Source organism: Streptomyces hesseae (assembly GCF_031845785.1).
GTDB classification, from domain to species: Bacteria; Actinomycetota; Actinomycetes; order Streptomycetales; family Streptomycetaceae; genus Streptomyces; species Streptomyces hesseae.
Window position 1 is genome coordinate 56,906 of sequence record NZ_JAVRFI010000008.1, and the last position, 13,767, is coordinate 70,672.

General features: G+C 73.5%; 12 protein-coding genes and 1 tRNA gene. 6 read left to right on the forward strand and 7 right to left on the reverse strand.

The genetic code is table 11. The features are described from left to right. Nucleotides 1-217: 217 nt before the first annotated feature. From RM609_RS14860 to RM609_RS14870, 3 genes are all read right to left on the reverse strand, one after another. The gene (locus tag RM609_RS14860; protein WP_311611149.1) at nt 218-685 is read right to left on the reverse strand and encodes a single-stranded DNA-binding protein; all 468 of its coding nucleotides are present in this window, start codon (nt 683-685) and stop codon (nt 218-220) included. A gap of 184 nt (nt 686-869) precedes the next feature. Continuing rightward, nucleotides 870-2,918 (reverse strand): GTPase, encoded by a 2,049-nt coding sequence (locus RM609_RS14865; RefSeq protein WP_311611151.1) that lies wholly within the window; start codon nt 2,916-2,918, stop codon nt 870-872. 5 nt (nt 2,919-2,923) lie between these two features. After that, nucleotides 2,924-4,558 carry a dynamin family protein gene (locus RM609_RS14870; protein WP_311611437.1) on the reverse strand — a complete coding sequence of 545 codons (1,635 nt, stop codon included), beginning with the start codon at nt 4,556-4,558 and terminating at the stop codon, nt 2,924-2,926. 305 nt (nt 4,559-4,863) lie between these two features. Here RM609_RS14870 and RM609_RS14875 point away from each other — a divergent pair. Then, a tRNA-Arg gene (locus RM609_RS14875) sits at nt 4,864-4,936 on the forward strand. Nucleotides 4,937-4,996: 60 nt separating this feature from the next. Here the strand turns inward: RM609_RS14875 and RM609_RS34505 are convergent. Then, nucleotides 4,997-5,458: an STAS domain-containing protein gene (locus tag RM609_RS34505; RefSeq protein WP_369016238.1), complete on the reverse strand. Its 462-nt coding sequence runs from the start codon at nt 5,456-5,458 to the stop codon at nt 4,997-4,999. Nucleotides 5,459-5,667: 209 nt separating this feature from the next. Between RM609_RS34505 and RM609_RS14880 the strand changes: the two genes are divergently transcribed. Further along, nucleotides 5,668-6,090 (forward strand): YjbQ family protein, encoded by a 423-nt coding sequence (locus tag RM609_RS14880; RefSeq protein ID WP_311611152.1) that lies wholly within the window; start codon nt 5,668-5,670, stop codon nt 6,088-6,090. A gap of 24 nt (nt 6,091-6,114) precedes the next feature. Here RM609_RS14880 and RM609_RS14885 read toward each other — a convergent pair whose 3' ends face one another. Next, the gene (locus tag RM609_RS14885; RefSeq protein WP_311611153.1) at nt 6,115-6,591 is read right to left on the reverse strand and encodes a DUF5994 family protein; all 477 of its coding nucleotides are present in this window, start codon (nt 6,589-6,591) and stop codon (nt 6,115-6,117) included. A gap of 305 nt (nt 6,592-6,896) precedes the next feature. Between RM609_RS14885 and RM609_RS14890 the strand changes: the two genes are divergently transcribed. From RM609_RS14890 to RM609_RS14905, 4 genes are all read left to right on the forward strand, one after another. Then, nucleotides 6,897-7,457, forward strand: coding sequence for a DUF5994 family protein (locus RM609_RS14890; protein WP_311611155.1), 561 nt, complete (start codon nt 6,897-6,899; stop codon nt 7,455-7,457). 138 nt (nt 7,458-7,595) lie between these two features. After that, on the forward strand, nt 7,596-7,877 hold the full coding sequence (locus RM609_RS14895) for a hypothetical protein (RefSeq protein ID WP_311611157.1): 282 nt from the start codon (nt 7,596-7,598) through the stop codon (nt 7,875-7,877). Nucleotides 7,878-8,143: 266 nt separating this feature from the next. Next, the gene (locus RM609_RS14900) at nt 8,144-8,629 is read left to right on the forward strand and encodes a hypothetical protein (RefSeq protein WP_311611158.1); all 486 of its coding nucleotides are present in this window, start codon (nt 8,144-8,146) and stop codon (nt 8,627-8,629) included. Continuing rightward, a complete protein-coding gene (locus RM609_RS14905; protein ID WP_311611160.1) occupies nt 8,622-9,860 on the forward strand; it encodes a DUF6545 domain-containing protein in 1,239 nt (412 codons plus the stop codon). Before RM609_RS14900 ends, RM609_RS14905 begins: the two co-directional genes overlap by 8 nt. A gap of 45 nt (nt 9,861-9,905) precedes the next feature. On the opposite strand, the gene RM609_RS14910 is transcribed toward RM609_RS14905, so the two are convergent. Both RM609_RS14910 and RM609_RS14915 read right to left on the reverse strand, forming a co-directional pair. Beyond that, on the reverse strand, nt 9,906-11,123 hold the full coding sequence (locus tag RM609_RS14910; RefSeq protein ID WP_311611162.1) for an amidohydrolase family protein: 1,218 nt from the start codon (nt 11,121-11,123) through the stop codon (nt 9,906-9,908). A 75-nt stretch (nt 11,124-11,198) separates the two neighbouring features. Next, nucleotides 11,199-13,337 carry a nuclease-related domain-containing DEAD/DEAH box helicase gene (locus RM609_RS14915; RefSeq protein ID WP_311611163.1) on the reverse strand — a complete coding sequence of 713 codons (2,139 nt, stop codon included), beginning with the start codon at nt 13,335-13,337 and terminating at the stop codon, nt 11,199-11,201. Nucleotides 13,338-13,767 lie beyond the last annotated feature (430 nt).

Below are 13,767 nucleotides of genomic sequence, written 5' to 3' on the forward strand. Positions count from 1 at the left end.
GCGGATCACGCGGGACCGGCTCCGGGTCGTCGCGTACGCACCCCGCAGGGCAACTCAAAACTCAGCAGCCCCCGTTGCTATGGAGGGTGATCTTAGGGAGCGGTGATCACTTGGAAGTCGCACATCCCTTCGGATGGCGGTTCCGAATCGGAATCGTTACCACCGCAAGGTTTCCGGCCCGGGATTGTCGATAAATCACCGGCACAAACACCGCATTTCAGAGGGGCGTCACGGCCACGGACGTCGCTTCCGCGACCTCGGCGAGGGGCGCGACGGCGCCGCCCCCGGCCACCATCCGCACCGGCTCGATCGGCAGCGGCCTGGCCGGTGACACTCTGCGGAACGCCGACGTACCGCGCGTGAGGTCGTGGCCGATGGACACGGCGTCAATGTCCGCCGAGAACCAGCGCTTTCCCTCGCGCTCCTGATCCTGGATGCGCAACTTTCCCTGCACGATGAGCGGTTCGCCGACCGACACCGAGCCCACCACGTTCGCCGCCAGCGTCCGCCACGCCCACACCGTGTAGAAGCTCGTGTAGGCGTCCGCCCACTCCTCCCGCTGCCGGTCCCAGCGACGCACCGTCGCCGCCAGCCGGAAGCGCGAGACCGCCGCGCCGTTGGCCGCCTCCCGGTAGTCGGGCGGCGAGGCCACATTGCCCACGACCGTCACCAGCGTCTCGTTCACCCTGAACGCCTCCCCCGTCGCTCATGGACCCCGAGGCCCTGCCCCCGCCGGTCCGTGAGCTCATAGTGACCGTGATCGGCGAGGCCCGCCGAGGGCTGTGGACAACCCCACGGTTGTGCACAACTCCGTCACCCACAGGGGCCAGGCCTCCCCGTCTCAGTCCTCCCGCCTCAGGCCTTTCCCCTCAGCCCTCCCCCGCCGCGATGACGAACTGCGCCCGCACCTCCCGGTACCGCAGCAGTTCCGCCGCCACCGGCTCCAGCACCCGGGCCCGCCCGCAGCCCGCCGCCGCGCTCCGCAGCCGGTGCTCCGTCTCCAGCCCGTACCCCCGCGCCGGCCCCCGAGCCGCCAGCCGTCCGCACCACGCCAGCACCGGGCCGCCCACGCCACCGCCGGACATCAGCACCACCGGCACCCACCACGGCCCGCCGAACTCGCCCATGAACGCCCCCACCAGCCACGCCAGCCCCATCAGTTGAAACGCCGACAGCGCGCCCTGCCCCGCCGCGACCGCCGCCCACCACCGGGGCCGTACCGCTCGCGCCCCCGCGCCCCCGCGTGTACGCCCGGTGCCCGTGTCCGCGTCGGTGGGCCAGACGCCCGTCCGGCCGCCGTCCGCGCCCGCCACACCGCCCGGGGGCGGTCCGCCCGCGCGCCGGGTGCCCGGCACCAGGGCCGTGGCCGAGGCGGCGGCCACTCCGTCCAGCGCCTCCGCGAGGCCCTCCGCGCCGCGGCCCGCCGCCTCGCGGACCGCCTGGGCCCAGGGGCCGGGCAGCCCGGCGGACGCCTCGTACGCCAGCGTGCGCACCGCCTGCTCCACCAGCGGCCGGGACGCCGTCCGGCGCGGCGCGGACGCGCCGCCCGCGAGCCCGCCCGTGTCCCGGCCGCCGGTGTCGTGGCCGTCCCCGGCGAGCGCCGCCCGGCCGCCGGAACCCAGGCCCAGGAGCCCCTTGCACCGCTCGTAGCCGTAGCGCAGCCGCGTCCACGTCGTCCCGCACGCCCGCTCGGCGTCCCGGCGCCAGGCGCGCTCCGCCGCCAGGCCGGCCGCCTGGGCGCCCACCGCCTCCGCCAGCCGGTCCTCGAACTCCTGCCGCGCCCGTTCCGTCAGCCCCGGCCGTACGTCCGTCACATACGCCGGGCGCAGTCGCGCGGACACGCCGTTCACGTCCGCCGTCAGCCGCAGTTCGGCGGCGTTGCGGCGGGCGACGAACGCGCCCAGCGCCTCGCGCAGTTCGCCCACGCCCGCCCCGGTCAGCGCCGACAGGGCCATGACCGACGCGCCGGGCTCGCCGTACTCGCCGAGCGCCAGCCCGTCCTCGTCCAGCAGCCGCCGCAGGTCGTCCAGGACCTGGTCCGCGGCGTCGGCGGAGAGCCGGTCGACCTGGTTGAGCACGACGAACGTGACCTCCGCGTATCCGGCCAGCGGCCGCAGGTAGCGCTCGTGCAGCACGGCGTCCGCGTACTTCTCCGGGTCCACCACCCAGATCACCGCGTCCACCAGGGCGAGCAGCCGGTCCACCTGCTCCCGGTGCCCGGTGGCCGCCGAGTCGTGGTCCGGCAGGTCGAGCAGGACGAGCCCGCCGAGCGCCGGGTCGTAGGGGCGTACGGGCGCGCGACGGGTCCTGGCCGGGATGCCCAGCCGGTCCAGCAGCCCCTCCGCGCGGTCGCTCCAGGCGCAGGAGACGGGCAGCGCGGTGGTCGGCCGGCGCACCCCGGCCTCCGAGAGCTGGGCCCGGGCCAGGGCGTTGAACAGGGTGGACTTGCCGCTTCCGGTCGCCCCGGCGATGGCGACCACCGTCAGGTCCAGGGAGTGGCGGTGGCGGGCGGCGGCCTCCTCCAGCACCCGGCTCGCCTCGGCGAGCGTGCGCCGGTCCAGTCGTGCGCGCGACAGCCCGACCAGCTCGCGCAGGGCGTCCAGCCGCGGCCGCAGCGCCAGGCCGACGGGTGAGGGGGGCGGGGCGACTCGGGGCACGGGGGAGGAGGACGGGTCCGCGAGCGGGGTCGTACGCCCGGGGCGCGGGGTGGGCTCGGGGCGTACGCGGCGTGCGATCACGCCGTCGTACCAGTAGCGCTCGCCGACACCGTTGCCGTTGCCGACGCTGTTGCCGTTGCCGCCGCCGTTGCCGCCGCCCCGCCCGTCCGCTCCGTTCCTGGGAGCCGGGCCGGGATCCGGGCCCGGGGCCGCGCCGGTGGCGGCGCCCGGGGCGGTGCCCGGAGGTACGTCGGGGGTCATGGCGGTCACCTCTCCTTCTGTAGCAGGGACAGCGCGGCGATGAGCTCGACCTGGTGATCGGGGGTCATCTCCAGGGCCTCCAGGGGTGCCGCCCTGCGGTCCCGTTCGGAGTCGAGGACCTGTTCCAGACAGCCGGTCAGCAGCTCGGCCCCGCGGTCGCGCAGGCGCAGCGCGCGCTGGGCGCCGAACGTCCCGGCCAGCTTGTCGCCGGCCCGGCCCGCCCGGCGGCCGCCCAGCAGCTCCGCCGCGAGGAGCGCGGCGGTCCGTTCGCTCTCGGTCCCCCGGTCGCGCTCGGCGGCGCGGACCTCCTCCTCGGCGATCTCCTCCAGGCAGCGCCGCCAACGGCGTACGGCCACCCCGATCCTGGCCCGCGCGCCGTCGGGGTCGGCGGGCGCGAGGGCGGCCGCCGCCACCGGGTCCTCGGCGCAGGCCGCGGCGATCTCCTCGTCCGCGGCGTCGGCGGCGCAGCTCAGCAGCGCGACGACGGAACCTGCCAGCGCGGTCAGCAGTTCGTCCGGGGTGCTGTCGTGGGGATAGCCGCGCCAGTGGGTGAGGGCGTCCCCGGCCAGCGCCTCCCCCGCCGCGATCTCCCGTCGTACCCGCTCGACCGCCCGTCCGTAGGCGTCCTCGACGCGCTGGAGGGTCCGTACGGCCACGGCGTGCTGGACGGCCGAGGCGCCGGCCAGTCCCGGCAGCCGGGATCCCAGCGAGGAGAGCACTCCGCGTGCGGTGCGCGCTGTCGCGACGAGCCGGGCCGCCGGGTCCTCGGCGCGCTGGGCGAGCCAGGTGCGCAGTCCGGCGACGGCGGTGGCGGGCAGCAGGCCGCTGCCGTCGGCGGATTCGGGCAGTTCGGGGATGGTGAAGCGGGGGACGTCGCCCAGGCCCGCGTTCTCCAGCAGCGCGTCGTACTGCCGGGACACCTCGACGGCCACCTGGTGCGGCACCCGGTCCAGCACGGTGACGAGCGTGACGTCGTACTCCTTGGCCGTGCGCAGCAGGTGCCAGGGCACCGCGTCGGCGTACCGCGTCGCGGTGGTGACGAGTACCCAGATGTCGGCCGCGCAGATCAGGGAGGCGGCGATCTCCCTGTTGCCGGCGACGAGGGAGTCGATGTCGGGCGCGTCCAGCAGCGCCAGTCCGCGCGGCAGGGCGCGGTCGGTCTCGATCCGCAGGGCGGGCGGGCCGTCCTCCGCCGGCTCCGGTTCCGCGGCGGCCGCGGCCTCCCCGTCCGCCGCCTCCGCCTCGAACGCCCCGGACGCGCCGTCCTGCGCGGGCACCCAGATCCGCTGGAGTCTGGGCAGCACCCGGGGGCCGGCGAACCAGTGGTGGTCGTCCGGATGGCAGACCAGCACTGGCGTACGGGTTGTCGGCCGCAGCACCCCCGCTTCAGTGACCCTCCGCCCCACCAGCGAGTTGACCAGAGTGGACTTGCCGGCCCCCGTGGACCCCCCGACCACCGCCAGCAACGGCGCTTCGGGGGCGCACAGGCGGGGCACCAAGTAGTCGTCGAGCTGCGCGAGGAGCTCGGCCCGGTTTCGGCGGGCGCGGGCGGCGCCGGGAAGGGGGAGCGGGAAGCGTGCGGCGTCCACGCGATCACGCAGTGCGGACAGCGCGTCAAGCAGTCGGGGCCGTACGTCCAAGGTCGCCACACGTGCAGAATGCCCAATTCTGGGGTGTTTTTGAAACATATAGGCCATGGCGCGCGAGGCGTGGCGTATGTGGCCCAGGCATAACGAGTGCACAACACCCGGTACCAAGTGCGTCAAAAACGATGCGAAAATCGCACCTGCCTGCGATTATCAGGACCGCTTCACCGAACCTCCACATCGTGTCACGGAGGTGAAGCAACCGGGACGAGGTACGCGGAGCCCTATCCTTGTCCCCGGCAAGGTCACGGCACCACCGAGCCCGGGGCTTCAGCCGTCCGCGACCGCCGTACACACCGGCCCCCGTAGCTCAGTGGATAGAGCAGGTGCCTTCTAAGCACTTGGCCGCAGGTTCGAGTCCTGCCGGGGGCGCTCCGACGAACCTCTCCGCCTCTCCCTCCGGGAGGGGCGTTTTTGCTGTTCAGGGGCCGTTTAGCAAGTGCCGTGAGGTGACATCACGGGGCGGGCGGCCCCTCCGGATGGTGGCAGTCCGCCATCAAAGCCGGGAAACGCCGGGAGGATTCTGCTCAGCCCACTGGCTTTCAGCGCCCGGGCGACAGCGGGACGCGGCGCGACGAGGCAAAGGTCGCCGCCGGAGTGCCGGGCCCCGCGAGCGGCGGCGACGAGCAGTCCAAGGCCCAGGGCGTCACAGGAGGTGACGCCGGACAGGTCGATGATCAGCCGGCTTCCGGGGCTGTGGGAGACATGCGCAAGACGCTCGCGCAACCTCGCCACCCCGGAGAGATCCAGCCTGCCACGGACCACGAGCACGCGGTCTCGTGGGCTGTCGGAGGGGGGTGAGTGACAGCGCGACGCGGATACCCGCCCACCCGCCTCCAGGGGAGCCACAGCGGGGGTGGGGGCGGGGACGGTTCCGCGCTCTACGGGCACCACGTGCCTCCTCGGAGCGAATCACTTCTCGGTGCTGCCGAGGGCTGGGGCCTCACCCGGCAGCCTAGTCCTGCCTGTTCGTCGCGAACAGGGCTGGACAGAACGGGTCTTGAGGTGGGTCGGGCGGCGGGGGCGGCTTCGGTGACCGGAGTCCGGCGGAACAACCCGTCCAGCCGTCAGCGCTGCTCGTGTACAGCGGGTACTGGTGAATCATGACTGGCACCTTCACCACCCGCACTGTCGACGTTACAACCGGCTCCGCCGAAACCATGCACGACCTGACGAACGCGTGCTCCGCGTTCCTCCGGGAGGTCGCTCACGGGAGGGACGGACTGCTGAACGTCTTCACCTCGCACGCGACGTCCGGCCTGGCCGTCATCGAGACCGGGGCCGGCAGTGACAACGACCTGCTGGCGGCCCTCCGTGAGGTTCTTCGCGCGGACGACCGCTGGCAGGACCGCCACGGCGGTGCGGGCCCCGGCCGCGATCACATGCTCCCGGCCCTGGTCCCGCCCCACGCCACGCTGCCCGTGGTCGGCGGTGAGCTGGAGCTGGGAACCTCGCAGTCCGTCGTTCTGGTGACCACCGGCCAGGACACCCCCGGCCGGAAGGTCCGGCTGTCCTTCCTCGGCTGACCGTACGCCGCGCCGCCCAGGCGTTCAGGTCCGCGGAGTACTGCCGGTGTCGATGAGGATCTGTTCGGCCTGGGTGACGTTGTCGGCCCGTACGGCTCTGGCCATTGCGGCCCGTGCCGCCTCGGGTGCCGCGTCGGGCGGGACCACCATCAGGGCGAAGTGATCGTTGCCGCCCCGGGTGATGAGGACCGTGTCGTCACCGACGGGGAAGGAGTCGATGCGCACGACCCGGCCGTCGACAGTCAGCCGCGCCGGGAGCTCCTCCCAGGCACTCCCGTCCAGGCCCACGCGCATGATGGGCCCGAGGTGCTCGGTCAGGGCGGTGATCAGACCGGGAAGCTCGGCGTGGATGTCGCGGGAGCGCGGCCACCACGCGCCGTCCAGGAGACCCCCGCGCTCTCGCGTCGTCTCCAGCCGCAGGAGCGCCGTCCCAGGTCTCACGGCATGGTGAATCGCATCCGGCAGAAGCCCGGGAAGGCGTGGGATGTCGGAATCGGCCATCATGTGCTCGCCTGTCTCCGAGAGTTCCGCGCATTCGCTCGTCGTCCGGAACAGGCCGGCAGCACCGGGCGAAGCGCTCGCAGTAACCCCACCGTACTCCGCAGGCCGGCGGCGGGTCGCCCACAGGGCCGTCCCACGCCCCCGTTCCCGCAGGATCGCCCGGTCGCGCGAGGCCTGTGGGCCCGCCTGCCGGAGTAGCATGAAGATGCTGGGAACACCTCGTACACCGGCCTCCACGCGGGTGTCGTTCCCGGCGAGCCGCAATGCCGGGCCGCCGACGGCGAGCCCGGGGTCAGGGTTGCATCATGGCTGTCACCATCGACCGTAGGACCACCGGCGAGCATGCTCCTTCGCCGCCCGCTCGTCTGTCCCTGACGCCAGGGACGGCGCGGGGGCTTCTGGACGGTGCCTGGTGGCCTCGCTCGCGCGACCTCTCCCGCGAGCTCCCCGCACTGGCGGAGAGGCTGGACCACTCCTGGGGGCGGGTTACCCGCGTCACGGTGAATCCGGCCTTCTGGCCCGTTATCCCGCGCAAGGTTCCCGTCACCGGGCACACGGTGCACGTGGGGTGGTTCACGAATGAGCAGGACCCGCACAAGCTCCTCGTGTTCTCCTCCCCCGCGGACCGCCTGGACCTGCTGATCATCCCGCCGGAGACCGACCCGGCCGCGGCCGCCAGGCTGATGTCCGCCGCGACCACCCCCGGAGGCCTCCTCACCGCGAGCAGGCTGATGGAGAACGAGCGAGCGGCCGACGACGCGACGGAATCACGGGACCGCGAAGAGGAATGGGAGACCGAGGGCGGAACCGCGCCACCACCGGCCGGGAACCCGACCGGACCTCCGCGCTCCGCCCGAGGGACGTGAGGCAGTGGAGATCGCCGTCACCCTGGCCCTGGTCCCGGGCCTGATCGCTGTGGGAGCCCTCCTCGCCCGTGACCGCCGCGAACAACCGCACGGGGATCGTGGACGCCGCCGGATCCTCGTCGGCCGGAGGTGGTGAACATGACGTCCGCACACGACACGCCCACGCCCACCCCCGCACCAGCGGATTCGGTGCCCCCGGCGGGGTGCGCCGACGTTCGCATCGTCGCCGCGTCCCCCGAGACCGCCCGACGCGTCGCGGAAGTCCTCCGGCACTGCTTCGATTCCACCGAACAACGCAGCTACCCGGCCGGCCGCGAAGGCGGTACCCGGCTCCACCTCACCGTGGACACCACCCATCCCGCCGAACCCGCGGGAACCTGGCTGGCGACCAGCCGGGATTCGGCTGCCGACCGCCCATAGCACTCGGCCGACGGGAGTCAGCTCTCCTGCCTCCGACAGCGCGTCACCCCTCTCCCCACCCCCTTCCCGTCCTCCACAGGGCCCGGTCGGCATGCCCGCCGGTCTGTACACTCGACCCCGTTTCAGGGGGCTTGGGGGGGCCGTCTTCCGGTTGTCGTGAGCAAAGGGAGCGGGGCAATGACGCGTGGCGGCGAGGGGACAGCGCAGCACCTGGTCGGGGAGGGGTGAGCCGACGGTGCCCGCGATCGCGAGGGAGGGGATACGTCGTGGCCAATAAGCATGTGCGGGCCATGGCCGAGAAGCTCGTCGCCCGGCTTCCCGAACTGCCCCAGCCATGGGACGTCGAAGAGCTCTGCCAGGCGCTGGGGCGGGCCCGGGGAAGGGCGCTGAAGCTCCACTCCGCCGACCTTCCGGCACTGCCGTTCGGGATGTGGTACGACGACGGCTCGACCGATCACATCATCATCCGCTCGTCCGCGACCGGCTACTACCGCGACCACATCGTGCTGCACGAGATCTGCCACATGCTCGCGGGTCATGGGACGGCCCTTCAGGAGGTGTTGAGCGGTCCGGGGTCGAGCTCGGGCATGGACGGGCGGCGGGCCAAGGGCAAGTCGTGCAACGACGCCGAGGAGGAACTGGCGGAGACGTTCGCCTCGCTGGTGCTGAGGATCGCCGGGCAGATGCGGCCCAAGGGCATCAGCGCGGTGGAGCGGCAGGCGGAGAGCCTTCTCGGGGCCGGCCATGCATGACGTTCCCGCGTGGGTCGAGACGCTGCGGGGGTTCATCCTCCTGATCGCATGGACCGTGCTGGTCCTGCGAATACCCGCCCTGCGACGGCCGCCGCAGCGCCCGGTGTGGCTCGCGCTGGCGGTGCTGGCGACCGGCTCGCTGGTGATCCAGGCGGAGGTGGGCAGCTGGGTCGACGAGGTCACCGGGGTGCCCAAGGCCGGTGAGCTCGCCGTCGCGCTGGTGGCCCTCACGGACTTCGCGTTCGTGTGGTGGCTCGCGGTGGCGCTGGCCGCGGCGGGGCGCGACGTCCCCGCGTGGCTGCGCCGGGCGCCGGTGGTCTGCGCGGCCTCGATGGCGGCGCTCGCCTTCGTCTTCTTCGCCGTCGCCGCCGCGCCCGACCGGTTCGGGGCGCGGGCGCACGGCTGGTGGGCCGGGTACGCGGTCGTGTGGATCGCGTACGGGCTGATCACGGCGGTGGGGGCGGCCGCGGTCTTCTGGCGGCACGGTGTCGCGATGCGCAGTCCGGTGCTGCGCGTCAGTGTGCTGGCGCTCGCCGTGGGCACCAGCGCGGAGGTGCCCTATCTGGTGATCCGCTGCGTCCGGTGGTTCACGGAGGCCCCGGGGGCGCTCGCGCTGGCCGGATTCTGGTGCTCCTTCGCGCGGTTCGTCCTCGTCGCCCTCGGGTGCTCGCTGGCCGCGCTGGAGCCACTGCGGCAGGTGTCCCTGTACTGGTACCGCCGGCAGCGGCTGTACGGGCTGTGGCTGCTGCTGCGGCGCGCGACGCCCGAACTCACCGTGGTGCCGCCCCCGTCGCGGAGGACGGACCTGCTGGCGTTCGACAGCGCCTGGGAGCGGCTGCACCAGCGGGTCATCGAGATCCACGACAGCATCACGTTCCTGCACGACGGCTGGGCGTCGCCGGAGCTCCTCTACGAGGCCGGGGAGGCGACGGGCGCCCCGCCGTACTCCGGTGGCCCGGGGCAGTCGCGCCTCGTTCAGCGGCAGCGGCTGACGGCCGCCGCCTGCTGGATCGAGGTGACCCGGCGGGAGGCGGCGGCCGGAGCGGACAAGCTCTACCACAAGGAGCTCGACAAGGACCTGCTGCCGGAGGTCCTCGCCGACAGGTCGACCGTGCACCGCGAGATCCGCCGGATGCTGCGGCTGCACCGGGCGCTGCGCTCCCGTACGGTCGGCTCCTTCGCCGACGGCTTCCGGCCCGAGGCGTCGTCAGCGGTGGCCGCGGGCTCCTGACGTGCCGGATCCGGAGGCGTCGGCTCCTGACGTACCGGCTGCTCCTTACGCGCCGGGTGCTCCTGATGTACCGGCCTCCTCCGGCAGGGCGCCGGCGACCCGCCGTCCCGCGCGGTGGACCGCGCGGACGCGGGAGAGCGCGCCGAGGTCGTGCACCGGGTTCCCGGCCACCGCGAGCAGGTCGGCGTCGTGGCCGGGAGCGATGCGGCCCTTGCGGTCCGCGAGGCCGCAGGACGCGGCGGCGAGCGAGGTGACCGACGTGAGGGCCTCGGTGTTGGTGGCGACCTGCGAGGCGAAGTACACGAGGTCCGCGGGGAGCACGTCGTGCGGCTTGTGCGCGTTGATGCCCGCGTCGGTGCAGCAGACCACCCGCACGCCCCGGCGGTGCATGTACGCCTGGTTCTCCCAGTAGGGCTCGATGGTCCGCAGCACCTCGTCGGGCATGCCCGCGCGGGGTTTGACGACCGTGCAGCCGACGAAGGTGCCGGCCGCGGCCATCGCGTCGACCGTCGCGGGGGCGAGGCGCACCCCGTGCGGGGTCATGAACGTGCAGTGCTCGATGCCGTCGGCCCCGGCGGCCACGGCGTCGGCGATGCCCGCCGCCGCGTGCGCGTGCGCGACGACGGGCAGCCCCCGGCCGTGCGCGGCCTCGGTGACGGCCCGCAGCTCGGCCAGGGTGTACTGGGAGCCGCCGGGGTTCGAGCCGGTCGTGGACATCCCGCCCGTCGCCATGATCTTGACGAGGTCCGTGCCGTGCTCGGCCCGGTCGGCGACGGCGGCGACCGCCTCGTCCGTCCCGTCGGCCTCGCCGCCCAGGTACCAGCAGTGGCCGCTGCTACGGGTGAGGGGCGGGCCGGCCGCCACGATCCGGGGGCCCGTACCTTCCTCGGCGAACTCCTCGCGCAGCCGCAGCGACAGATAGCCCCGGTCGCCCAGGTCCCGGACCGTGGTGATCCCGGCCCGCAGGGCCCGGGTCGCGTGCTCGCGCATCCGGGCGAGCACGGTGGCGTCGTCGTCGTGGCACATCTGGTGCTCGGTGGCGCCGCCCGCCTCGAAGGCCAGATGGCTGTGGGCGTCGATCAGGCCCGGCAGCAGCGTGGCGTCCCCGAGGTCCGTGAGCGGCACTCCCTCCGGCGGGTTGGCGCCGGTGAGGTCGACATCGGTGATCAGGCCGTTCTCGACCAGGACCAGCACCGGGCCGCTGTGGGACCGTTCGCCGTCGAAGAGGCGGGCGGCGCGTATGGCCGAGCGGGAGTCGTCCACGAGCAATGCTCCAACTTGTCTGTCGTCACGGGTGCTTTCCTCGCACGCTAGCCCGTACCGGCGTCCACGAGAAGATCACAATCGGGCAGGCCACGACGCCGGGGCGTCGTGCGCCGGGGCGGTGCTCACCGGCGCCTCGACCGAGCCCAGCCACAATGTGTCCCTGGCCCGGGTCATGGCCACGAACAGCTGGGCACGCCGGAGCTCCTCGCGTTCGAGCGCGATGCCGTCGTCGTCCGGCCCGGGGACGCCCGCCGTGGTGTGACCCGGCAGGTAGACGTGTTTGAACTCCAGCCCTTTGGCGCGACGGTAGCCGCCGACCTTCACCCCGGGCACGGGCCGGCCGTCGTAGCGCTCCAGGGGGCACTGCGGGATCCCCGCCCGGGCAAGCAGCCGCTGGTAGTGCTCCGTCTCGCGCCGGGTGGGGCACAGGACCGCCGAGTCGGGCCAGCCGGCCTCGCCGCGGCCGCGCAGGGCGGCGAGCAGGGCCTCGTCGAGCTCGGCGGGGGTCCGCAGGACGGCACGGGTGACCTGGCCGCCCCGGTAGGTGAGGTCCACGTCGCGCAGACCGGCCAGCCGGGTGCCGTCGATGTCGTCGAAGGCGTCCTCGGCGACGACGGCGAGGGCCGCGTCCAGGATCTCCTTGGCGTTGCGGTAGTTGACCCGCAGGACCTGGCCGCGGTCGCCGCGCACGTCGATCCCCGCGTCGGAGAGGCGGAAGCCGCCGGGGTAGACGGCCTGCTGGCCGTCGCCGACCAGCAGCAGGCCGTTGGGCGCGTCACCGACGAGCGCGTGCAGCAGCCGCACCCCGACGAGCGTGAGGTCCTGGACCTCGTCGGCGATGACGGCCGCGTACGGCGAACGGCCCGGCCGGGCACGGGCCTCGGCCAGGGCGAGGCCGAGGATGTCGTTGAAGTCGTGCACGCCCCGCTCGGCGCGCACCCGCTCATACTCCTCGTACAGCGCCCAGACCGCCTCGCGGTGCGGGCGGCGGAGGTTGGTGCGGCGGCGGTGGCGCCTGAGCGTGGCGTACTCCTCGAAGCGGGTGATGCCCCGGCCCTTGATGACGCAGTCGATCTCCTCGTGCCAATAGCGCGGCGACGGGTCGAGGGCGCCGAGCACGCTGTCGCGACCGCGGTGTATCCAGGCCCGGTTGAACGCCGTCAGCGCGCCTTCTCCGTGCAGCCGGTGGGGAATTCCGCGTTCTTCGAGGAATTTCAGCGACCAGGAATGCAGGCTGCGGAATTCGACCCGGTCGGCGACGGCCGGGGACATCGCCTTGAGGAAAGTGGCCTGCACGCGTGGCAGATTGCTGGCGAACGTCACGTACAGCACGCGCCCGGTCGTGCGCTGCGCGAGGAGCGCGGCACGGTGGAGGGCCACGGCGGTCTTCCCCGTGCCCGCCGGGCCGCTGACCCGGGCCGGGCCCGACCAGTTGCGCCGCACGAGGGCGACCTGGGCGGGGTGGAGGAAGGTCATCCACTGCTCGATCGGGCCCCGGCGGGCGGCCTCGACGGCCGCGTCCCGCAGGCCCTCGACGTCGAACAGCGCGTCGGCCGGCTCCTGGGGCGGGTGCGCCGCCGGGTGCGCCGCCGGGCGCGCGCCGGAGCGTTCGGCGGGAACGGACGAGCCCTCGTACGCCGGGAAGACCCGGGCCAGATGGCCGGCGACCTCCCCCACCCGGGCCGGGGCGAGCCGGGTCCGCTCGGCCAGCAGCGCCGGCCCCACCTCGCGCTCCCCGAGCAGCCGCACCCGGCCCAGCTCGCCGCTGAACGAGCGGCCGGCGAAGACGACGACCGGCCGGACCGCCACGGGCGACATGCCCAGCTCCGCCACGGCCGCCTCGGCCAGCCGGGTCACGGCCAGCAGCTTGCCTATCTCGCCGTCACGCCGCTGCCGGGCGGCGACGAGATGCCCGTCGGCGGTCTCCGGGGCGGCCCGCCAGTTCTTGACGTCGATGACGAACACGCCGCCGGGCCCGATCAGCAGCATGTCCACATTGGCCACCCGCGTCCCCGGCCAGCGCCGGTCCACGAGCAGCCGCCAGCCCCGCTCGGTGAGCATCAGCAGCTGGGCGGCGACCTTGCGCTCGCCCTCGCTCGCCGCCTCCCAGCGCCGGGCCTCCCGCTGCGCGGCCCTCAGCTGTTCCCGGAGCTCACGCTCGTGCCGCCGGGCCTCCTGGGCCCTGGTCGATGCCGATCCCCCAGCCGCCATGCCCCCACCCCCCTTACCACCTACTCCCCCGAAACATGCATATATACGCAAAGTAATGATCGTACTGCGCTGCGGAACCGGCGCCCGGGAGCGAGGTATCGTCGGCCGGATGCCGAGCGCGCCCGGCGCGCGCCTGATCGACAACCCGACCGACAGCCCGATCGACAAGGAGACTTCCGATGCCGTACGCGGGGTCGTCGCGACCGTCGCACATCCTGCTGCGGGACGACGCGGGGCGATGGGCCACCGCCACGCCGGAGCGCACGGTGCTGGGCGTCATCCACAACATCACCTCCGCGACACGGCTGTTGGACCTGCTCGCGCCGTTCGAGGGCGACAGCCGGGTGCATGTGGTGTTCACCTGCACGGGATCTTCGGCGCTCGAGAACGGAACGCGGGAATTCATAGCCGCGCGACAACTTCCTTGGAT